Source organism: Poseidonibacter lekithochrous, assembly GCF_018861145.1.
Lineage (GTDB): Bacteria > Campylobacterota > Campylobacteria > Campylobacterales > Arcobacteraceae > Poseidonibacter > Poseidonibacter lekithochrous_A.
The window spans coordinates 128455-149535 of record NZ_JAHKQT010000042.1; the positions used below are offsets into that span (position 1 = coordinate 128455).

18 protein-coding genes are annotated in these 21081 nt (G+C 25.9%); 17 read left to right on the top strand and 1 reads right to left on the bottom strand.

Annotated elements, in window-relative coordinates; all coding sequences use genetic code 11:
• The first annotated feature begins 363 nt into the window (after positions 1-363).
• From gltB to KO488_RS14535, 13 genes are read left to right on the top strand one after another with little or no spacing between them, the layout of a single operon-like run.
• Positions 364-4800, top strand: a complete 4437-nt coding sequence (gene gltB / locus KO488_RS14475; RefSeq protein WP_216059513.1) for a glutamate synthase large subunit — start codon at positions 364-366, stop codon at positions 4798-4800.
• 3 nt (positions 4801-4803) lie between these two features.
• Entirely contained in the window at positions 4804-6180 is a 1377-nt protein-coding gene (locus KO488_RS14480) for a glutamate synthase subunit beta (RefSeq protein WP_216059514.1), read from the top strand.
• 4 nt (positions 6181-6184) lie between these two features.
• Positions 6185-6937 (top strand): inositol monophosphatase family protein, encoded by a 753-nt coding sequence (locus tag KO488_RS14485; RefSeq protein ID WP_216059515.1) that lies wholly within the window; start codon positions 6185-6187, stop codon positions 6935-6937.
• A 41-nt stretch (positions 6938-6978) separates the two neighbouring features.
• Positions 6979-7233: a YfhL family 4Fe-4S dicluster ferredoxin gene (locus KO488_RS14490; RefSeq protein ID WP_216059516.1), complete on the top strand. Its 255-nt coding sequence runs from the start codon at positions 6979-6981 to the stop codon at positions 7231-7233.
• 1 nt (position 7234) lies between these two features.
• The gene (locus KO488_RS14495) at positions 7235-8710 is read left to right on the top strand and encodes a Ppx/GppA phosphatase family protein (RefSeq protein WP_216059517.1); all 1476 of its coding nucleotides are present in this window, start codon (positions 7235-7237) and stop codon (positions 8708-8710) included.
• Entirely contained in the window at positions 8710-9636 is a 927-nt protein-coding gene (locus KO488_RS14500; protein WP_216059518.1) for a hypothetical protein, read from the top strand. Before KO488_RS14495 ends, KO488_RS14500 begins: the two co-directional genes overlap by 1 nt.
• Positions 9611-10480: an ELM1/GtrOC1 family putative glycosyltransferase gene (locus KO488_RS14505; RefSeq protein ID WP_216059519.1), complete on the top strand. Its 870-nt coding sequence runs from the start codon at positions 9611-9613 to the stop codon at positions 10478-10480. The genes KO488_RS14500 and KO488_RS14505 overlap by 26 nt, the downstream gene beginning before the upstream one ends.
• A gap of 9 nt (positions 10481-10489) precedes the next feature.
• Positions 10490-11755 (top strand): nucleotide sugar dehydrogenase, encoded by a 1266-nt coding sequence (locus KO488_RS14510; RefSeq protein WP_216059520.1) that lies wholly within the window; start codon positions 10490-10492, stop codon positions 11753-11755.
• A gap of 6 nt (positions 11756-11761) precedes the next feature.
• Positions 11762-12856: a glycosyltransferase family 4 protein gene (locus KO488_RS14515; protein ID WP_216059521.1), complete on the top strand. Its 1095-nt coding sequence runs from the start codon at positions 11762-11764 to the stop codon at positions 12854-12856.
• Entirely contained in the window at positions 12847-13665 is an 819-nt protein-coding gene (locus KO488_RS14520; protein ID WP_216059522.1) for a polysaccharide deacetylase family protein, read from the top strand. The genes KO488_RS14515 and KO488_RS14520 overlap by 10 nt, the downstream gene beginning before the upstream one ends.
• The gene (locus tag KO488_RS14525; protein WP_216059523.1) at positions 13662-14672 is read left to right on the top strand and encodes a glycosyltransferase family 4 protein; all 1011 of its coding nucleotides are present in this window, start codon (positions 13662-13664) and stop codon (positions 14670-14672) included. Before KO488_RS14520 ends, KO488_RS14525 begins: the two co-directional genes overlap by 4 nt.
• Positions 14669-15679 carry an ELM1/GtrOC1 family putative glycosyltransferase gene (locus KO488_RS14530; RefSeq protein WP_216059524.1) on the top strand — a complete coding sequence of 337 codons (1011 nt, stop codon included), beginning with the start codon at positions 14669-14671 and terminating at the stop codon, positions 15677-15679. The genes KO488_RS14525 and KO488_RS14530 overlap by 4 nt, the downstream gene beginning before the upstream one ends.
• Complete coding sequence (locus tag KO488_RS14535) at positions 15676-16665, top strand: hypothetical protein (protein WP_216059525.1); 990 nt, start codon at positions 15676-15678, stop codon at positions 16663-16665. The genes KO488_RS14530 and KO488_RS14535 overlap by 4 nt, the downstream gene beginning before the upstream one ends.
• Here KO488_RS14535 and KO488_RS14540 read toward each other — a convergent pair.
• Positions 16648-17886: an O-antigen ligase family protein gene (locus tag KO488_RS14540; RefSeq protein WP_216059526.1), complete on the bottom strand. Its 1239-nt coding sequence runs from the start codon at positions 17884-17886 to the stop codon at positions 16648-16650. The two genes, KO488_RS14535 and KO488_RS14540, sit on opposite strands and share 18 nt — an antisense overlap.
• Before the next feature lie 175 nt (positions 17887-18061).
• Between KO488_RS14540 and KO488_RS14545 the strand changes: the two genes are divergently transcribed.
• The 4 genes from KO488_RS14545 to KO488_RS14560 all read left to right on the top strand — a co-directional run bounded on the left by KO488_RS14545 (position 18062) and on the right by KO488_RS14560 (position 21080).
• On the top strand, positions 18062-18808 hold the full coding sequence (locus KO488_RS14545; protein WP_216059527.1) for a hypothetical protein: 747 nt from the start codon (positions 18062-18064) through the stop codon (positions 18806-18808).
• Positions 18809-18817: 9 nt separating this feature from the next.
• Positions 18818-19687 carry a glycosyltransferase gene (locus KO488_RS14550; RefSeq protein ID WP_216059528.1) on the top strand — a complete coding sequence of 290 codons (870 nt, stop codon included), beginning with the start codon at positions 18818-18820 and terminating at the stop codon, positions 19685-19687.
• A gap of 61 nt (positions 19688-19748) precedes the next feature.
• Positions 19749-19937, top strand: coding sequence for a 50S ribosomal protein L28 (gene rpmB, locus KO488_RS14555; protein WP_216059529.1), 189 nt, complete (start codon positions 19749-19751; stop codon positions 19935-19937).
• A gap of 21 nt (positions 19938-19958) precedes the next feature.
• A complete protein-coding gene (locus KO488_RS14560; protein WP_216059530.1) occupies positions 19959-21080 on the top strand; it encodes a potassium channel family protein in 1122 nt (373 codons plus the stop codon).
• The last annotated feature ends 1 nt before the right edge of the window (position 21081 follow it).

Consider the following 21081-nt stretch of genomic DNA (forward strand, 5'->3'; position numbering starts at 1 on the left):
ATCTCCTTAATTTTGATATGAAAAAATTATAGTCTAAAGTTATGTAGTAATTATGTATTTTTACAAAAATTTTGAAAGTTTTTGTGTATTAAATCAATATATTGTTATTGTATTAATTTTATAATTAAAGAAAAAAATAAGTTTAAAAGGAATACAAATAGTACTACTAAAAGTAGTAGAAAAAGTTGTATTTAAATTATATGTAAATTATTCTATTATTGTATAAATAATCACCAGCATCCCTTTACTTAGCTAATCTAATTGAAAAATAGTTAATGGATTTTAAACATAATTTAAAGAAATTTAAAGTATATTATAGCACTTTACTAAGGAATATATAAAGATTAAATATAAAGGAAAATGATGGGTTGTAATTTAGACTTACTAACTTCTTTTAAAGATAACTGTGGTTTTGGTCTTGTTGCTGATATGCAGAACAGACAAAGTCATAAAAATTTAGAAGATGCAATAACTTCACTAGAAAGAATGATGCACAGAGGTGCAGTAGCCGCGGATGGTAAAACTGGAGATGGTTCTGGTTTATTATTATCTATTCCAGAATATTTTATGAGAAAAGTAGCAACAAGTGAAGGTGTTGATTTACCTGAAACTTATGGTATTGCTATGATTTTTGCAAAAGATTTAGCTGATATTGATACATTTGAAGAATTCTGTGAAAACAATGATTTAAAAGTTGTATTAAGAAGAACTGTTCCAGTTGATACGGATGCTTTAGGTGCACAAGCCTTAGCTTCTTTACCAAATATTATTCAAGTATTTGTAGTGCCTAATACTTTAATGTCATCAAAAAGATTTGATGCAATGCTTTATTTAACAAGAAAAGAATGTGAGCATAAATTAATAGATAAAAAAGATTTTTATATTCCTACTTTTTCATCTAAAGTTATCGCTTATAAAGGTCTTATTATGCCTACGCATATTAAGCATTTTTATGTTGATTTAAGAGATGAAGACTTTAAAATCTCATTTTCATTATTTCACCAAAGATTCTCTACTAATACATTACCTCAATGGAAATTAGCACAACCTTTTAGAGCAATAGCGCATAATGGTGAAATAAACTCTGTTGAAGCTAATAGATTTAATGTTGAAATTAAATCTGAACAATTAAAATCAGAGATTTTTTCAGATGCAGAAATGAAACGTTTATTACCAATTTTACAAGTAGGTTCTTCTGATTCTGCTTCGTTAGATAATATGTTTGAATTTATGTTAGCAAATGGTGTTGACTTTTTTAAAGCTGCAAGATCTTTAGTTCCTGCACCTTGGCAAAATGCACCGCATATGGATGCTGATTTAAGAGCATTCTATGAATATACTGCAACTGCAATGGAAGCATGGGATGGTCCTGCTGCTGTTTCTTTAACAGATGGTAGACATATTGGTTGTTTAATTGATAGAAATGGTTTAAGACCTTCTAAATATGTAATTACAAAAGATGATAAATTATATATTACATCTGAGTATGGAACATTAACTTTAGATGAAGATAATATTTTAGAAAGAGGTAGATTGCAATCAGGAGAAATGATTGCTCTTGACCTTAAACACGGGAAAGTATTAAAAGAGGATGATATTAATGATTATTTAAAGTCATCTCAATATTATTCAAAATGGTTAAATGAAGATATGGATTATATCCAAGAGTATATTGAAGATTCTTTCTTAAATACTAGTGATTATATTGTAGATGATTTAGAAAAAAAGCAAAAATATTTTAATATTACATATGAAGCAATTGATCAAATGATTGAACCAATGGCTACAGATGGGAAAGAACCAGTTGGTTCTATGGGGGATGATACTCCCTTAGCATGTTTCTCTGAAGTAAACAGAAATTTTACTGATTTCTTTAAGCAAAAATTTGCACAAGTTACAAACCCTCCTATTGATCCATATAGAGAAAAAGTTGTAATGTCTTTAGAAACTGGATTTGGTCAGATTCATAATATTTTAGCTGAGCAACCAGAATTTGCAAAAAGATTAAAAACAACAAGTCCAATTTTAATGAAAGAAAAGTTTGATATCCTCCACTCGTTTGGTTATAATCAATCTCCAAGATATGATGCTTATTATAAAAATAAAACATTCTCAACTACTTTTACTACAGACTTAAAAGTTTCATTAGCTGCTTTATCTTCTAAAGTTGTAAAAGCAGTAAAAGAAGAAAAAGTTTCTGTTATTATTTTAGATGATAGAGATGTTGGAGAAAAAGCAAAATTAATTCCAATGGCAATGGCTGTTGGATATATAAATCATCAATTATTAAAAGAAGAAGTACGACATTCCGTTTCAATTGTAACAGTTACAGGTGAAGTTTATGATCCTCATATGGCTGCAGTATTAATTGGATTTGGTGCAACAGCTATTTATCCATATATGATGTATGCTACAACGGTTGCATTATTTAAGAAAAAAGATTTATCTAAGTATGAATTACAAAGATTATTAAAAAATACTCATAAATCTTTAAATGCAGGTTTATTAAAAATCATGTCTAAAATGGGTATTTGTACTATTGCTTCATATAGAAACTCTGGATTATTCGATGTTATTGGATTATCTGATGAAATTACTGAAGATTGTTTTGAAGGTGCATATACTGATTTAGCTGGATTAACTTATGAAGATATTGAAAAAAGAATAGAAAAATCACATATAAATGCTTATATTGAAGAAAACTGTATGTTCCCTCTTGATTTAGGTGGGTTCTATAAGTATTCTAATGGTGGTGAGTATCATGATTATGGACCAGCTACTACTAAAGCAATGCATAACAAGAATGCAAGTAAAAAAGAAGATATTTCTGATTTTGATAGTTTAAAAGAATTAGTTGAAACAAGAGATAAAAAATTTATTAGAGATTTCTTTGAATTTAATTCTGATAAAGAATCTATTGATGTAAGTGCTGTTGAATCAAAAGAAGATATCTTTAAAAGATTTGCATCAGCTGCTATGTCATGTGGTTCTATTTCTCCTGAAGCACATGAAGCAGTTGCACAAGCTATGAATACTATTGGTGGTTCTTCAAACTCAGGTGAAGGTGGAGAAGATCCAAAAAGATTTAATACATTAAAAAATTCTAAAATTAAACAAATTGCATCTGGAAGATTTGGGGTTACACCTGGATATTTAAGATCAGCAGAAGAATTACAAATCAAAGTTGCACAAGGTGCAAAACCAGGAGAAGGTGGTCAGTTACCTGGTCATAAAGTTACTCCTTTAATTGCAACATTAAGACATACAGTTGCAGGTGTTACTTTAATTTCACCACCACCACATCATGATATTTACTCTATTGAAGATTTAGCTCAATTAATTTTTGATTTAAAACAAATCAATCCATTAGCTAAAATTACAGTTAAATTAGTATCTTCAATTGGTGTTGGGACAATTGCAGCAGGTGTTGCAAAAGCTTATGCTGATAAGATTATTATTTCAGGTGGAGATGGTGGAACAGGTGCTGCTCCATTAACTTCACTTAAACATGCAGGAAATGCATGGGAAATGGGTCTTTCAGAAGCTCACAATGCATTAAAAGCAAATCACTTAAGAGAGTTTGTACATGTACAAACTGATGGTGGTTTAAAAACAGGTATGGATGTAGTTAAAGCTGCAATGCTTGGTGCTGAATCATACGCATTTGGAACAGCTGCATTAACATTACTTGGTTGTAAAATTTTAAGAATTTGTCATACGAATAAATGTTCAGTAGGTGTTGCTACTCAAGATGAGAGTTTAAGGGAGCACTTTGAGGGTACAGTTGAAAGATTGATTTCATACTTTACATTTATTGCTGAAGATGTTAGAAATATTCTTGCATCATTAGGTTATTCAACAATTGAAGAAATTGTAGGACGTTCTGATTTATTAAAAGTAATTGATGATGATTTTGCTAAAAAGTTTGACTTCCAAAATATTTTAAGAAGAATTGACGGTATTGATACATGTCAAAAAGAAACAAATGCTCCTTTTGATGATAATAAATATGAAAAAGAATTACTTAAAAAAGTTCATAGAACTATTGAAAACCCTAATTCTCCAATTAAAATTAATACAGAAATCTCTAACTTAAATAGATCATTTGGTGCATTAATTTCAGGTGAAATTGCAAGATTCTATGGAGATAAAGGTTTACCTGAAAACTCTATTAATATTAATCTTAAAGGTATTGCTGGGCAATCTTTTGGTGCGTTCCTTTCTACGGGTATGAATTTATATCTAGATGGTGCTGCTAATGATTATGTTGGTAAGGGAATGAACGGTGGTAAAATTATCGTTAATCCAAAACATCAAGGTCAAAGATTTGCTGGTGGTGGTAATACATGTTTATATGGTGCTACTGGTGGAACTTTATATATAAGAGCTTCTGTTGGTGAGAGATTTGCTGTAAGAAACTCAGGATGTATTTCTGTTGTTGAAGGTACAGGAGATAACGCTTGTGAATATATGACAGGTGGAATCGTAGTTATATTAGGAAATACAGGTATTAACTTCGGTGCTGGTATGACAGGTGGTATTTCATTTATATACGATCCTGAAAAAGCCTTTGTTGATAAAATGAATCAAGAGTTAATTGAAGCAGTAAGAATTGATACAGATGATACTGAAAGAGAAAGACTTTACTTAAAAAGATTATTATTAGATTATCTTCATGAAACAGAAAGTGAAGAAGCTGATAGAATATTACAAAACTATAGATCTGAAATTAGAAACTTCTGGATGGTAAAACCTAAAAATATGACAGTATTACCACTTGATCCAGATGAGGGAGATTAGAATATGTTAAATTTTACTAAATTTGAGAGAATTAATCCTGAAAAAAGAGATGTTCTTCAAAGATTAAAAGATTATAATGAAGTATATCAAGTATTTGGGAAACAAAGAGCTAAAGAACAATCTGATAGATGTATGCAGTGTGGAGATCCATACTGTCATACTGGATGTCCTTTAGGAAACTTTATTCCAGCATGGCTAAAACAAACAGCGACAAAAAATCCAGATTTAGCCTTTGCTTTATCAAATGAAACATCTCCTTTCCCTGAAATTTTAGGAAGAATTTGTCCTCAAGATGTACTTTGTGAAGGCGCTTGTTCTTTAAATACAGGACATGGTGCTATTTCTATTGGTGCAGTTGAAACACATATTTCAGAAGCAGCTTTTGAAAGAGGTTTAAAACCAAAATTCTCTAAAAATAAGAAAGATGGAAAAGTTGCAATTATAGGTTCAGGACCAGCTGGTATATCAGCGGCTACTTTTCTTTTAAGAAAAGGTTACCAAGTTGAGATGTTTGAACGAGCTGATAGAGCTGGTGGACTTTTAATGTATGGAATTCCAGGATTTAAACTTGATAAAACTACAATTGATAGAAGAATTAGTTGGTTATTAGAATCTGGAATGAAACTTCATTTAAATTGTGAAGTTGGAAAAGATATTTCTGCAAAAGATTTAGAAAGTCAATTTGATTCAATTTTTATAGGAATTGGAGCAACTGCAAGTAGATATGCAGGTATTGAAGGTGAGAAATCATCTAATGTTCATTTAGCAATTAATTTCTTAACAGGTATCCAAAAAAGAAACTTAGGTAATAATAAAATTGATTTTGTTGATGTAAAAGATAAAAGAGTTGTTGTTATTGGTGGTGGAGATACTGCAATGGATTGTGTTAGAACTTCAATTAGAGAAGGTGCTAGTAGCGTAAAATGTCTTTATAGACGAAATGAAGCTAATATGCCAGGATCTAAAAAAGAGGTTGTAAACTCAAAAGAAGAGGGTGTAGAATTTGTATTTAATGTAAGCCCTAAAGCTATTAAAACTGAAGGTAAATTAGCATTAGGTGTAGAATTATTTACTACATCTATGAGTGAAGCGGATGAGTCAGGAAGACAAAGAGTTGTAATTGATGAAGGAAGCGAATATTTAGAAGAAGCTGATATTATTATTATGGCTTTAGGATTCTCACCTGAAGTTCCATCTTTCTTAAAAGATTTAAATGTAGAAACTAATTCATGGGGTGGAATTGAAATTAATAAATCTTTTCAAACTTCAAATGAAAAAGTTTATGCAGGTGGAGATTGTAAAAGAGGTGCTCATCTTGCAGTAACTGCTGCAGCAGACGGAAGAGATGCAGCTAGAGCGATTATTAAAATTTTAGTTTAAGTTAATGAATATCCCAATTACAGACCTTTATAAAAGCTCTTTTATAAAGGCTGTAATATTAGCTAATAAAAAGTTATTTTTATATATTAATAACGAATTAACACTTGAAGATTTAAACTACTCACAACAAATTGGATTTGGTGGAGATAAAACACTAAATATTGATTTAATTGCAGAAAATATATTTATAAAATACCTAGAAATTTTTGGAAACATTTACTCAGAAGAGTGTGGAAGATTAAGTAATGACAAAAAGTTTGACATAATTATTGATCCACTTGATGGTAGTGATAATTTTTCTTCAAATTTACCTTATTATGGAACATCTGTTGCTTTAGTTTATAAAAATGAAACAATTGCAGGTTTTGTTTGTAATTTAGTCAGTGGAGTTTTGACATATAAAGCTTTTGATGATGATATTAAAAAAGAATATTTTTATGAAAATAGAGATAATTTAATAGTTTCCTCTACTAAAAAGATAGGAATTTTTGAAAGAGCATACTCATATCCAGAAATTTGTACAAAATTAAGACATGAAAAATTAAAATTTAGATCACCTGGTGCTGTTGCATTATCTCTATGTGATGCAAAAAACTATGATTTTGTATTGTTTGCTGGAAATATTAGAGAGTTCGATATTTTAGCTTCTTTATATATTTGTAATGAACTATTTTTATACAAAACAGAGAAATTTGTACTTATATCCGAAAATAAACAGAAATTTTTCCAAATTAAAGAAATTATAAAGAATAATTAGTTATAACTCCAAGATATATAATTTATACTAGGAACGTGTTAATGTCTTTAATTATTACTGATGAATGTATCGCTTGCGATGCCTGTAGAGAAGAGTGCCCAAATTACGCAATTGAAGAGGGTGATCCAATATATTTAATTGATTCTGATAGATGTACAGAATGTGTTGGTCATTATGAAGAACCTTCATGTATTGAGGTTTGCCCAGTTGATTGTATTATTATAGATCCTGATAATCAAGAAACAATGGAAGAGTTAAAATTTAAATTTAAACAGTTAGAAGAAGAAGAAGCTTAATATGTCTAAAATCACAACTATTATTGATATTGGGTCGAACTCAATGCGTATGGTTGTACTACAAAAAAGTAGTAGGTTTGCATTTAACTTAATAAATGAAACGAAAAGTAGGGTTAAAATTTCTGAAGGCTGTTATGAAAATAATGGAAACCTTCAAGAAATTCCTATGCAACGTGCATACGAATCTATGAAATCTTTTTTAAATATATCTGAATCCCTAAAGTCTAGAAAAGTAATGTGTGTTGCAACTTCTGCTTTAAGAGATGCCCCTAATTCAAAAGTTTTCTTATCAAGAATCAAAAAAGATTTTGGTTTAAATATTAAGATCATTGATGGAGAAAAAGAAGCTTATTATGGTGGTGTTGCTGCACTAAACTTACTTCATAATAGTAGTTTTGTTACTGTTGATATAGGTGGAGGTTCCACTGAGTTTTGTTTTGTAAAAGATAACAAAATTATCAAATCAATTTCTTTAAATATTGGAACAGTACGAATAAAAGAACTTTTTTTTAATAAGAATGATATTGAAGGTGCTAGAAAATATATTCTAGATAATTTAAAAAAGATTTTTGAACTTAATATTGAAATACCAGATACTATTGTAGGTATTGGTGGAAGTATTAGATCTATTTCTAAAATAATCATGCAAAGAAATGAATATCCATTAGATATTTTACATGGATATAAATATAAAGTTTCAAAAGAAGAAGGTTTTTTACTTCAAGTTATAAATGCTGAAAATAATGATGAATTAAAAACTTTAGGTATTAAAAAAGATAGATTTGATACGATTAAAGAGGGTACTTTTATTTTAAAGACTATTCTAGACGAATTAAATATATCTGATGTAGTTACTTCGGGGGTAGGTGTACGAGAAGGTGTTTACTTAAGTGATTTACTTAGAAACTCAAATTGTGTATTTCCTTCTAATTTTAATGTAAGTGTTCGATCACTTTTAGATAGATTTGAGATTGAGCCTAAACAAAGTGCTTATATGGGAAATAATGCTTCAAAAATATTTGATGTATTAAAACCTATTCACCAACTTGAAGATAAGTATAAAACTTATCTTGTAATTGCTTCAAAACTTCATTCAATTGGTTCAACACTTAATTTTTATAAATCAAATGATAATGCTTTTGATTTTATATTAAATGGTCTTTCTTTTGATTTTTTACACACTACAAGAGTTATTATTGCTCATGTTATTAAGTTTTCTAAAAAATCATTACCATCAAAAAAAGATATTCAGAAATATGAGGATTTACTTCCAAGTATTGATGTGATGAGATGGTTGTCTTTTATGATATCTTTAAATATTGTTACAAATCAAGATCTATCTAGACCTAAAATTAACTATTTATTAGATGAAGAAAATAATACATTAAAATTAGAATTAGAAAATAAAACTTTTTTAATTAATTCAAATATTGAAAAATTAGAATTACCTAAAGAGTTTAATTTAGAGATTTTATAATGAAAAAAGTTGTTTATAAACTTTTTCTTGCTTTAGTTTTTATTTTAAGAAAATTACCTGTTTCTTTAAGAAGAGGTTTTTTTAGAATTTTAGCAAAACTTGCATATTTATTTTCTTCAAAAACAAATAAAATAATAGAAACAAATTTAAACTTTGTCTTTGATGGTAAAAATGAGAAATTTAAAAAACTTGATAAAAATGAAATTGAAGAAATAAAGAAATATTCATATTTCAACATGCTTTTATGGGCACAATCTTTAATAGAAAATTTAGATGTTACAGATGTAGAGCTTAAAAAAGATGTAACTATAGAAAATCAAGAAATTATAGAAAAATTAAAAAATGAAAATAAACCTATAATCTTTATTTCTGCTCATTATGGAAATATGGATATGGCTGGAACCTATATGAATAGAATGATTGTTCAAACTCATCAAGTTATGCGGAAATCAAATTTTGAAGAAATTGATGAATTTATTATAAAGGCTCGAGAAGCTTGTGGTTCAAAAGTAATTTTAAGATCGGGTGCTGTTAAAAAACTGGTAAAAGCTTTGATGAAAAAAGAAGCAATATCTTTAATAATAGATCAAAATATTAATTCAAAAGATGGTACAGAAGTAGAGTTTTTAGGGAAAAAAGCATACCAAAGTTCTACATCTTCTTTATTAGCAAGAAAGTTTAATGCTGTAATAGTTCCTATTGCTATGTTTAATAAAGGTAATTATAAATATAAAATGAAAGTTTATGAACCAATTCTTCCTATTAAAACGCAAAATGAAGAAAATGATATAAAAGAGCTATCTCAACTACAAGCTAATGCATTATCTGCTATAATACTTGAAGATAAAAAACAGTGGTTTTGGCCTCATAAAAGGTTCAAAAATCATTATAGAGAGATATATGAAAAGAATACTAATAATAAGTGATGGTACACCCGGTCATCTAAATCAATCAATCGCATTTTGTAAAATAAAAAATATAAGTTATGATATTTTAGAAGTAAAATTTAAATTAAAAATATTTAAATTATTTTCTTACATTCTAGATAAATTTGATAGATACTCAGATGAATTATTTAAAAATTATAGAAAATATAATTATGATTTTTATGATGCAGTTGTAAGTACTGGTTCAAGTACTTACTATTTTAATAAATTTATAAGTAAAACACATAATTTAAAATCAATAGCATTAATGCTTCCTAAATCATATAAATATACAGATTTTAATTATATTATTGCACAAAAACATGATAATCCTCCGCAATTAGATAATATAATTACTATTCCTTTAAACTTGTCATATACAGTTCCTAAAAATATTATCAAATCTGATGAAAAATCTATAGGAATTATAATAGGTGGCGATAATAGTATTTTTACTATGGATGTAGAGAATATTAAAAATGTTTTAAATTTGATATTTAAAAATTATGATGATTATTTAAAATATGTCACAACTTCAAGAAGAACTTCAAGACAAATTGAGGATTTATTAAATGAGTATGAATTTGATTATAAATTAATATATTCAGATACTCCAACAATAAATCCTATACCAGATTTTATAAATCTTTGTAGTGAATTATTTATTACAATAGATTCAACATCAATGTTAAGTGAAGCCCGAGCTAATAGTGATGCTGATATTTCAATTATTGAGTTAAGATCAAAAAAGTTTGATACAAAGTTCCATAATTTAGCGCATACTGTAAATAGTACAAAAGAGAAAGTTAATTTTAGTAAATTATTAGAAAAAATAGAAATATAAAGGTTTAAAATGAATAAAAAGATATGCATAATAGGCCTAGGATATGTAGGATTACCACTAGCTGCAGCTTTTGCAAAAAAGTATCAAGTTGTAGGTTTTGATATTAATGAACCAAGAGTAAAAGAGCTAAACGATAATTATGATCGAACACTAGAATTAACAAGTGATGAGTTAAAAGAAGTAAGAGATAGTATTACTTACTCTTGTAACCTAGATGATATAAAAGATGCAAATATCTATATAGTAACAGTACCAACTCCAATAGATTCTTCTAATAGACCAGATTTAACTCCTTTAGTAAAATCATCTCAAATGATTGGACGTGTACTAAAAAAAGATGATATTGTAATATATGAATCAACAGTTTATCCAGGTGTTACAGAAGAAGTATGTGTGCCTGAGCTTGAATCAACTTCAGGAATGACTTTTAATAAAGATTTCTTTTGTGGATATTCTCCTGAACGAATTAACCCAGGTGATAAAGAACATACAGTTACTAAGATACTTAAAATTACAGCAGGCTCAACTCCTAAGATTGCTGATAAAGTAGATGAACTATATAATTCAATTATAACAGCAGGAACACATAAAGCAAGCTCAATAAAAGTAGCAGAAGCAGCAAAGGTTATAGAAAATACTCAAAGAGATGTAAATATAGCACTTGTAAATGAATTAGCACTAATCTTTGATACTATGAATATAGATACAAATGATGTAATAGAAGCAGCAGCAACAAAATGGAACTTTATAAAATTAAAACCAGGACTAGTAGGTGGACATTGTATTGGAGTAGATCCATATTACCTTACTTTTAAAGCAGAAGAACTAGGATATAAACCAAACCTAATTTTAGGTGCAAGACAGATTAATAATGGAATGGGTAAATATATAGCTGAAAAGACAATAAAACTTATGATTAAAAAAGGTAAAAGAATTAAAGATTCTAATATCTTAATAATGGGTTTAACTTTTAAAGAAAACTGCCCAGATATACGAAATACGAAAGTAGTAGATATTATTTCAGAACTGCAAGAATATGGTGCTGTAATTGATGTATATGAACCATGGATAGATGAAAAAGATAAAAGCTACTATAATTATAACTTTATAAATGACCCCTTAAAATCTGATAAAAAATATGAAGCTATAGTTGTAGCCGTTGGACATGATAAATTTAGAACTATTTCACAAGAAGAATTTGAATTATTAATAAATGGTGAAAATGTATTAGTTGACGTTAAAAATGTAATACCAAAACCTACTTGGAAATTGTAAGTTATTATGAAAGTTGTGCAATTACTTCCTGAACTTAATGAAGGTGGAGTTGAACGTGGTGTTGTTGAGCTTAATCGTGAATACTCAAAACTAAACATAGACTCTATTGTTATTAGTAATGGAGGTAAACTATCAAATCAAATTGATTTAGATGGTGGGAAACATATCACTTTTGATGTTTGCAGTAAGAATATATTTACTAGTATTACAAGAGTTTTTAAATTAAGAAAAATATTAATAGAAATAAAACCAGATATTTTACATGTACGAAGTAGAGTACCTGCATGGCTAGTGTTTTTTGCCAATAAAAGCTTAAATATTAGAGTTGTTAGCACTGTACATGGATTTAATTCTGTTAGCTTTTATAGTAAAATAATGACAAAATCAGATGCTGTAATTTGTGTTAGTAATAGTATAAAAGAATATATTCAAAAGAATTATAAGACAGATAATAAAATCATTACAGTAATTCCAAGAGGAATAGATTTAGAATTATTTAACTTATTAAATATAGATAAAGCTTTTATAAAAGATTTTAAAAATAAATATGATTTAGAAAACAAATTTATTATTTCTTCTGTTGGAAGAGTTACACAATTAAAAGATTATGAAACTTTTATAAAAGCTATTTCTATTATAAAAAAAGAAGTATCAGGTGTTCAAGCGCTAATTGTAGGTGGAGTAAGATCTGACAAAGAAGACTATTTAAATTCATTAAGAAGGCTAATAGCAGAACTTGATTTAGAAAGAAATATCATCTTTACAGGAAGTCAAAGTAAAATAGCAGAGATATATGCTTTAAGTGATGTAGTAGTTAGTTCTTCTAAAAAACCAGAAAGCTTTGGACGTGCAGTTGCTGAATCTCTTGCTTTAAATACTCCCGTAGTTGCTACAAATCATGGTGGTGTAAAAGATATAATACTAGAAAATGAAAATGGCTTCTTTTTTGGAATTGGAAATGAAAAAGAGTTAGCTGAAAAAATTTTAAAAGCAAGAAGCTTAAATTTTGATGGATATACTTATATTTCTAACAATTTTTCTTTGAGTAATATGTTAGAAAAAACTTTAAATGTATATAAAGGATTAGTTTCTTGGAATTAATAATTATATTACTATTAATTATTTTTATATATTATTCAATTAGATATGCATGGTGGACAAAAACTGTTGACTTGTCATCTCCTCGAATTCTTATGTATCATATGATATCTGAGCATAAAAAAGGTGCAAAATTTAATGGTTTAAGAGTTTCTCCTCTAGAATTTGAAAAACAGATTAAGTTTTTATATGATAATAATTGGACTTTTCTTACAATGAGTGAGTTGATTTTAAATAAAGATAATTTGACAGATAAATCAATTGCAATTACATTCGATGATGGGTATGAAGATAATTATATTAATGCTTTGCCAATATTAAAAAAATATAATGCAAAGGCCACAATATATTTAGTTGTAGATAGGCATGATAGAGAATGGTCATCAAAAAGAAAAAAGAAAAATAGTAATGGTGAATTAAAAAGAGAAAAAAAATTATCTGATAATCAAGTGTTAGAGTTAATTGACTCAGGCATAATAGAAATTGGATCTCATACAATGACTCATGATAATTTGTCAACATTATCTAAAAAAGAAAAAGAAAAAGAGATAATTAATTCGAAATTAAATATCGAAAAAAATTTTAATATTAAGTGTAACTCTTTTTGTTATCCTTTTGGAATTTATGATGATGAAGATATTAATATTGTAAAAAAAACAAATTATTTAAATGCCACAACAACTAAAAAAGGAATTGATGATATCAAAAATACAAATTTGTTTGAGTTAAAACGAATTACTATAAGTGGAAAAGATAACTTATTAGCCTTTAAGATAAAATTGAAAAGAGGATTAAGGGGAATATCTAAATGAGAATATGTCAAATTCTTGCAGGAAATGAAGACGGAGGATTAGAGAAGCATACTATTGAGTTATCAAAACAATTAAAAGATAATAATGTAGATATTACTGTTATTGCTCATAATGACTTTAAGTCATTTTTTCAAGGAGTAAGATTTATATCACTTGATTTGTCAAAAGGAAGAAAAAATATTTTTATTTTATATAAACTATTAAAAATTTTACAAAAAGAAAAATTTGATATTATCCATACTCAAGCAAACAAAGCAACATCAATGATTGTAAGATTAAAGCCATTTTTAAATACTAAAATTATCTCGACTCTTCATAGTTATAAAAGAGACTTATCATCATTTGAAAAAAGTGATTTTGTAATTACTGTTTCTAATAAAATTTCACAAAAACTGAAAAATAAGAATAAAAAAACAATTTATAATGGTATTGATTTTAAAGAGATAAAAGATAATGATATTTTCGCTAAATATAATATACCTCAAGATAAGTTTTTAATCTGTTCTGTTGGTAGACTTTGTGATGTAAAAAGATTTGATATATTAATAAAATCATTAAAAGACTTAGATGTCTTTTGTATTCTTGCAGGAGATGGAGAATATAAAGAAAAATTGATTGAATTAGCTAAAAACGAAGGTGTTTCAGAAAAAATATTGTTTGTTGGTAATGTCGATAATATAGATATTAAAAAAATCATGAAGATTTCCAAGTTATTTATAATTACATCTGATAGAGAAGGTTTTCCTTATGTTTTCGTTGAAAGCCTGTTATCCGAAACACCTGTATTATCAACAGATGTATCTGATATAAAAGATATAATTGGAAATGAGTTTATTATACCTTTTAATGACTATAAAGCATTAAGTAATAAGGTTCTAAAATTAAAGAATAATTATGAATTAGTTTTAGAAAAATATAATGAAATCTTCATATATGCAAAAAAGAAGTTTACTTTAAATAATATGGTTGAAGAAACTTTAACTTTATACAAAGAAGTTTTAAAATGAATATTCTAGTGCTAAAAGACAATAAACCAGGCCATTATAATCAAACAGAAGGTTTGATTTTATACTTAACTGAGATTTATACAAATTTAGAAATTGAATATATAAATGTAGAAATTAATTCTAAGTTTTCTAGAAAAATATTAAGGTTTTTATTAAATAACTTTTCAGGATTTTTTGAAAATAAAATAAATTTAAAGTTTATAAAGTTTTTTTATAAGAACTTTAGACTACCTAATAGTAAACCAGACTTAATACTTTCAACTGGAGGAAATGTTTCAAATATTAATGCATGGTTTGCTAAAGCTTATTCCAGTAAAAATATTTTAAATGGATCTTTACGAGGATTAAAAGAAGAGCTTTTCACTTATGTTACAACAGTAATTGATTTAGGATATAGAAACCAAATCATTTTAGATGTTGCACCAAATACGATTACTAAAGAAAAGTTATTAGAAAAATCAGAAAATTTTTTAAAAATAAATAATCTAGAGATTAATCAAAAATATTATACTTTATTAATAGGTGGAGATGGAGCAGGATATAAATACAATAATAAGTTTTACGATAATTTAATAGAATTTATTAAAAGAATATCAGATGAAGAAAGTATTAAATGGCTTATTACAACTTCAAGGAGAACCCCTTTACATATAGAAAATGAATTAGAAGAGAAATTAAAGGAATACTATTCTTATTTTGTATCATATAATAAAAAAGAAGAAAAAGTCCTTTTAGCATTTTTGGGTTTATCTGATACTATTTTTGTAACCGAAGAAAGTTCTTCTATGATTAGTGAAGCAATTAGTTCTGAAAAAAATGTTTATACTATAGGTACAAATGAAGCAAAACCTGACAAAGGATATTTGAAAATATTAAATAAATTTGAAACAAAGAATCTTATTACAAGGATATGCAGTTTTGATTATTCTTTAAGTGATAATTATAATTCTTCATTAAAAGAGATTAATTTTAATTTGAAAAGTGCTCTTTCAAAGATTTTTAGATGAATGATATTTCATTATCACTAGTTAGAACTCCTTTTCAACTTTTTAATTGTATCGAGGCTTGTAAACAATTTAATAATAAAGGTAGAAATATCTTAATTTGTATTTATAAAAATGATGTAGACAAAAAACTTTACGATAGTATAATTGATGATAGTTTTTGGGAAAAAGTATATTTTTATAAACTCACTTTTATAAATAAAATACTTTATTCTATAAATTTAAATAAAATATTAATAAGATATAAAAATATAAAATATTGTTTTTTCGGTCTTATTACATCATATATTATCCATTCAATAAATAAAATAAATGCTACTGAAAACATATTAATTGATGATGGAAACGAGACATTATTAATTGCCAATAATTTAAAAAAGGATGAATATATACATAAATTTAAAAGAAATTATGTTTTTACTCTTCTTCTAAAAAGATGTCTTTCTTTAAACTTTTTAAAAAAACTTGAAATTTTTTCCTTTTATGACTTAACTTCTTTTTCTTTAAATAATAAAATAATAAAAAATGAATATATTCATTTTAGAAAATCAATTAACTTACTACCTATGGAAAAAAATATTTTCTTTATTGGATCCAACTTAATAAACACGTATATTTCAAGAGAATATTTTGAAAAAATTATCAAAAATGTTCTTAACTATTATAGTAATTATAAGATTACATATATTCCTCATAGATATGAGGATTTAGAATATTTAAATGCTTTATCAATAAAACTCAATTTTAATATTAAAAAATTTTCTACAATACTAGAATTAGGTATTTTAGAATACGGTAAAAGACCCTTGGGATTAATTTCAATTAGGTCAAGTGCTTTAGAAACTATTGGATATTTGTACAATATTGATTTTTTAAATATTATTCAAATAGATACAAATATGTTGTTAAAAGAAGATCAAGTCTTAGAGTATGAAAATTTATATATTAATTATAAACAAAAGAATATTGAATTAATTAAAATTGTTTAATTTATTTTGATATTCGATTTTATAATTAGCTAAAAATAGACCGATTATAAAAGAAAAAAAGAGCATAGCATCTTTTAAATAAAAAAGAATATCTACAAAACTTCCTAATAAATAAATAGATAGTGTAATATTTTTTAGTAAATATATCTCAGTATTTTTAATTTTAATTCTAAAAATCTCATATATTATGAAAATAAATAGAATTAATCCAACTATTCCATATTGTATTAGTATTTCTAAATAAATATTATGAAAACTATGTAAAGTTTTTATGTAATTAAAATCATTTTTTGATTGTTTATCAATATAGTCATTTTTTGTTTTATAACTGTTAGCTATTCCTACTCCAAATATTGGATTTTCAAAAATTGTTTTTTTTGAAATAACCCATAATCCAATTCTTGCTCCAATTGCAGTATTATAATTGTTTTCATTTGATACTTTTATTATATCATTTTGAATTAAATTAATTCTATTTTTAAAATTTGGACTTATAGAATATGCTAAAAAAATTATAAAAATAATAGAAGATATTGTTATAAAAATATATTTAATTTTTTCTCTAAATAAATATATACTTAATAATAATATTGTAATAAAGAATGAAATATATCCTGTTCTTCCACTATTTACTAATAAGTTTATTGTTATAGTTATAAAGAAAATCATATATATTGATTTGTTAATTATTGATTTTTCGTTTAAAATTTTTATAAATAAGAAAATTGAAACAACAGCAAGAAAAACACTATAAGTTGTATGATGTATAAAAACTGTTGGATTTTCTTTTCCACCAAGACCTATTTGCCATAATGAAAAATAATTACCATAAGATAATATTTCACTTATAAGCATTCCTAAAAGGAAAAAACTTATACTGTATTTTAGATACTCTTTTTTTAGATATTTAAATATTACAAAAATTGTTAAATAATACCAATATTTTCTTATATAGCTTATTGCTTCTTGAAACGTGGCATCACTCCAGAAATAGGATAATAAAGAATATCCCAAAAAAATCCAGAAAAATAAAAAAATATTACTTTTAGGTAGTTGAAAATCATATTTAGTTCTATCAGTAATCCATAGTAATATCATCAATATTGCAACTACTCTTTTTATTTCACTTGGAAAACTAAGTGTAAAAGCAAAAAGTAATATTAAATAATTTAGATAATCAATTCTAGGAGTATTTCTTAATTTTTGTAGTATATCAGGCATTTCTAATAATCTTTCAATTTTAATGTAATGCTGATAATAACACAATGATTATTTATATAAACTAAACTTATTTGAAATAAAACAAATTGTTCTTTTTCTTAATCACTTTCATTTTAATCAATCTTTACATTTTATAATAATTTGATATTATTATAAAAAAATAAAGATATAAATAATGACACTAAACAAACTAAAATCCTCAATACATACAATATTAATTTATCCCTTAATATTTATGTTTTCTTATTTATTAAAAGGTAAAAAAGAAAAATTTAAAAGTTTTTTTCAAAACTCTTTTAAAAATTCTCAAAATGAAAATATTCTGACTTTAGATATTGAAAAATTTGATTTTATTAATAAAATCAAATATTTCTTTGATAAAAACTCTTTATTATATGATAAAACTAAGATTGACTATACTCTTAATTTAGATATAAATCCAGAAATAAAAGAGTTTCGTGTTTTTGATTTTGCAAAAAAAATTGATATGTTCTATTCTCTTTCTATGTTAAGTTCAAGAGTTTCAAATGATAATTTATTAATTACTTTTAATATAGTAAATAAAAAATTTAATGATGAAAATGCTAATAACTTCTTAAAGTATTTATTAATTACTTATTTTTCAAGAAAAATTGATTGTATCTTTATATCAAAAGATTCAATTAAAGATAAAAATATTTTAAAAGTATTTGATACTCTAAATACTCATATTGAAGATTCAAAATTTATAAATTTTTCAAATTCAAAAGATTTAAATGTTATTACTTGTAAAAAAAACAATAAAAAATTTGATATTATTTGGTTAAGTACAAATAGAGAAATAGAATTAACGGATTTTAAAAAAGTTTATGATAAATTTGGGAATTTATTAGAAAAAAACATTAAAATTAGCAAAAGCCCTATATACGCATTTCACCAATAAAGAGAATAAATGAATAAAATTTCAATAGCATATAAAACAAAAACGAATCTAATCAAAGAAATAGAAAAAGATGAAAGAATAAAAGTTTTAGAAAAAAAATCATTCTTTCAAAAACTATCTTTTTTAAAAAAAGAATATGCAGACATTTATTTCCATTCTGGAACTTTAGATGATATTTCGCTTACTAATATTAAAAATGCTAAAAAAGTTATTGTTAATTGTAAAAAATTAAAAGATGATATTCTTAAAAAAGTGGATGTTTTAGAAGAAAATATTAAAGTAATATACCCAAGTGTAAATTTAAATTATCAAAAAGCAAAAAAAGTAAAAGAATCATTATGCAAGAAATTTGATATTGATTCAACACCTAAAATCATATATTTTACTGCAAAAAATTTAAAAACTTCTGGTGTAAAAGATTTCTTTGATATCATAGTTTCTTTAAATTCAATGAATAAACAGATAATAATTTCATCAGACAAAAATCAAATTACAAGTTTGAAGTTTTTAATATCAAAATATAACTTTGGAGGAGAAGTTTTACTTTTAGAAGATTATGAAAATGAAAATGAACTATTTTTAGCAGCAGATATATTTATTCTACCTACATATAATAAGAGTTTTGCAACAAATATTTTAAGAGCTATGTATTTTAAATGTGCAGTGTTAACTACATCTATAAACCATGCCAGTGAGCTTATCGATGTTTTTGCAACAATGCAAAAGCCAGATGATCCATCTACCTCTTTTAAAGTTGATGCTTTGTTAAGTAGAGAAGATGATTTAAAGACAATTCAAAAAGCTAATAGAAAAATCGCAAAGAAATATGAGTTGTCAAAAAATATAAATAAATTAAATACAGTTCTTGACAATATTTAAATTAGAATTAAGATAAATAAGGTAGAATACGCAAATATTTTTCACTATAGAAGGAACAAAAATGTCAAGAAGATGTGCAATATCAGGAAAAGGACCTATGTCTGGAAACAACGTAAGTCATGCAAAGAATAGAACTAAAAAAAGATTTTTACCAAACTTAAGAACTGTAAGAGTTACTTTAGAAGATGGTACTACTCAGAAAATTAGAATTTCTGCAAAAGAGTTAAGAACTCTTAAAAAACACTCATAGAAGGCTCTTGAAAGTGCTTTCATGAGCATCTTAAGAAGAATCAAAAAAGCTCTTGGCTGGGAAATAAGATCAGCCAAGCCTGAATACGACTTAAACCCCGTAATCTACTCACAATTAAAACCATTTAGACTACCTTTAGTTTTAGTTCAAGTTATCATGATGATAGGAACACTTGGATATATTATTATTGATGATTTCACCATTTTAGATGCTATTTACCAAACAGGTATTACTTTTACAACTGTAGGTTTTGGTGAAGTGGCAGAAATATCACCTGCAGGTAGATTTTTTACAATTACTTTAATCATTTTTGGATTTGCAACTTTTACTTTGTCAATGGCTATTCTTATTGATGCTATGGTAAAAGGAAAACTATTTGATTTGTATAAGGAAAGAAATATGCTTTATAAAATTGCAAGATTAAGAAGACACTTTGTGATTTTTTATCACAATGAATATACAGCTCAATTAGCTAAACAATTTAGAGAAAATCATATTCCTTTTGTTGTTGTAGATCCAAGTGAAAACCTTGAACAAATTGCAAAAGAAAATGGTTACCCATATTATGTAAAAGAAGAGCCATATAAAGAAATAGCTTTTTTAAAGTCACATTTATCTTCAGCTAAAGGTGCAATTTCACTTTCAAAAAGTATTTCAGATAATATTACTTTAATTGCATCTGTTAGATTGTATGAAAAAGAATTAGGAAGACATCCTTTTTTAATTATTGCAAATGCTGAAACACAAAATGAGAAAATTAGACTTAAAAAACTAGGAGCGGATAAAGTTGTAGCAACTCCTTCGTTAATGGCAAAAAGAGTTTCTGCAATGGCAATTAGACCAGACATGGAAAACGTGCTTGATGAGTTTTTATATAAAAGAGATACTCCTATTGATATGGAAGAAGTTTTTGTGAATGAAGATTCATGGGCTGTGAATAAAGAAATAAAAGATTTACATTTAAGAGATAGATTAAAAGTTTCTGTAATAGGTATTACAGAAGAAAAAGGTAGATTTATACAAATGCCAAAAGGAACAATTGTAATTAGCGCAAAATCAAAGCTATTATTAGTTGGTTCTCAAAAAGGTATTGCTAGATCTAGACGAATAATTAATCTAACAATTAAACCAGAGGATATATAAC

What these genes read in the sequence shown, in the direction of transcription:
- gltB (WP_216059513.1), top strand. Translation starts at nt 364, where the DNA reads ATGGGTTGTAATTTAGACTTACTAACTTCTTTTAAAGATAACTGTGGT.
- KO488_RS14480 (WP_216059514.1), top strand. Translation starts at nt 4,804, where the DNA reads ATGTTAAATTTTACTAAATTTGAGAGAATTAATCCTGAAAAAAGAGAT.
- KO488_RS14485 (WP_216059515.1), top strand. Translation starts at nt 6,185, where the DNA reads ATGAATATCCCAATTACAGACCTTTATAAAAGCTCTTTTATAAAGGCT.
- KO488_RS14490 (WP_216059516.1), top strand. Translation starts at nt 6,979, where the DNA reads ATGTCTTTAATTATTACTGATGAATGTATCGCTTGCGATGCCTGTAGA.
- KO488_RS14495 (WP_216059517.1), top strand. Translation starts at nt 7,235, where the DNA reads ATGTCTAAAATCACAACTATTATTGATATTGGGTCGAACTCAATGCGT.
- KO488_RS14500 (WP_216059518.1), top strand. Translation starts at nt 8,710, where the DNA reads ATGAAAAAAGTTGTTTATAAACTTTTTCTTGCTTTAGTTTTTATTTTA.
- KO488_RS14505 (WP_216059519.1), top strand. Translation starts at nt 9,611, where the DNA reads ATGAAAAGAATACTAATAATAAGTGATGGTACACCCGGTCATCTAAAT.
- KO488_RS14510 (WP_216059520.1), top strand. Translation starts at nt 10,490, where the DNA reads ATGAATAAAAAGATATGCATAATAGGCCTAGGATATGTAGGATTACCA.
- KO488_RS14515 (WP_216059521.1), top strand. Translation starts at nt 11,762, where the DNA reads ATGAAAGTTGTGCAATTACTTCCTGAACTTAATGAAGGTGGAGTTGAA.
- KO488_RS14525 (WP_216059523.1), top strand. Translation starts at nt 13,662, where the DNA reads ATGAGAATATGTCAAATTCTTGCAGGAAATGAAGACGGAGGATTAGAG.
- KO488_RS14530 (WP_216059524.1), top strand. Translation starts at nt 14,669, where the DNA reads ATGAATATTCTAGTGCTAAAAGACAATAAACCAGGCCATTATAATCAA.
- KO488_RS14535 (WP_216059525.1), top strand. Translation starts at nt 15,676, where the DNA reads ATGAATGATATTTCATTATCACTAGTTAGAACTCCTTTTCAACTTTTT.
- KO488_RS14540 (WP_216059526.1), bottom strand. Translation starts at nt 17,886, where the DNA reads ATGCCTGATATACTACAAAAATTAAGAAATACTCCTAGAATTGATTAT.
- KO488_RS14545 (WP_216059527.1), top strand. Translation starts at nt 18,062, where the DNA reads ATGACACTAAACAAACTAAAATCCTCAATACATACAATATTAATTTAT.
- KO488_RS14550 (WP_216059528.1), top strand. Translation starts at nt 18,818, where the DNA reads ATGAATAAAATTTCAATAGCATATAAAACAAAAACGAATCTAATCAAA.
- rpmB (WP_216059529.1), top strand. Translation starts at nt 19,749, where the DNA reads ATGTCAAGAAGATGTGCAATATCAGGAAAAGGACCTATGTCTGGAAAC.
- KO488_RS14560 (WP_216059530.1), top strand. Translation starts at nt 19,959, where the DNA reads ATGAGCATCTTAAGAAGAATCAAAAAAGCTCTTGGCTGGGAAATAAGA.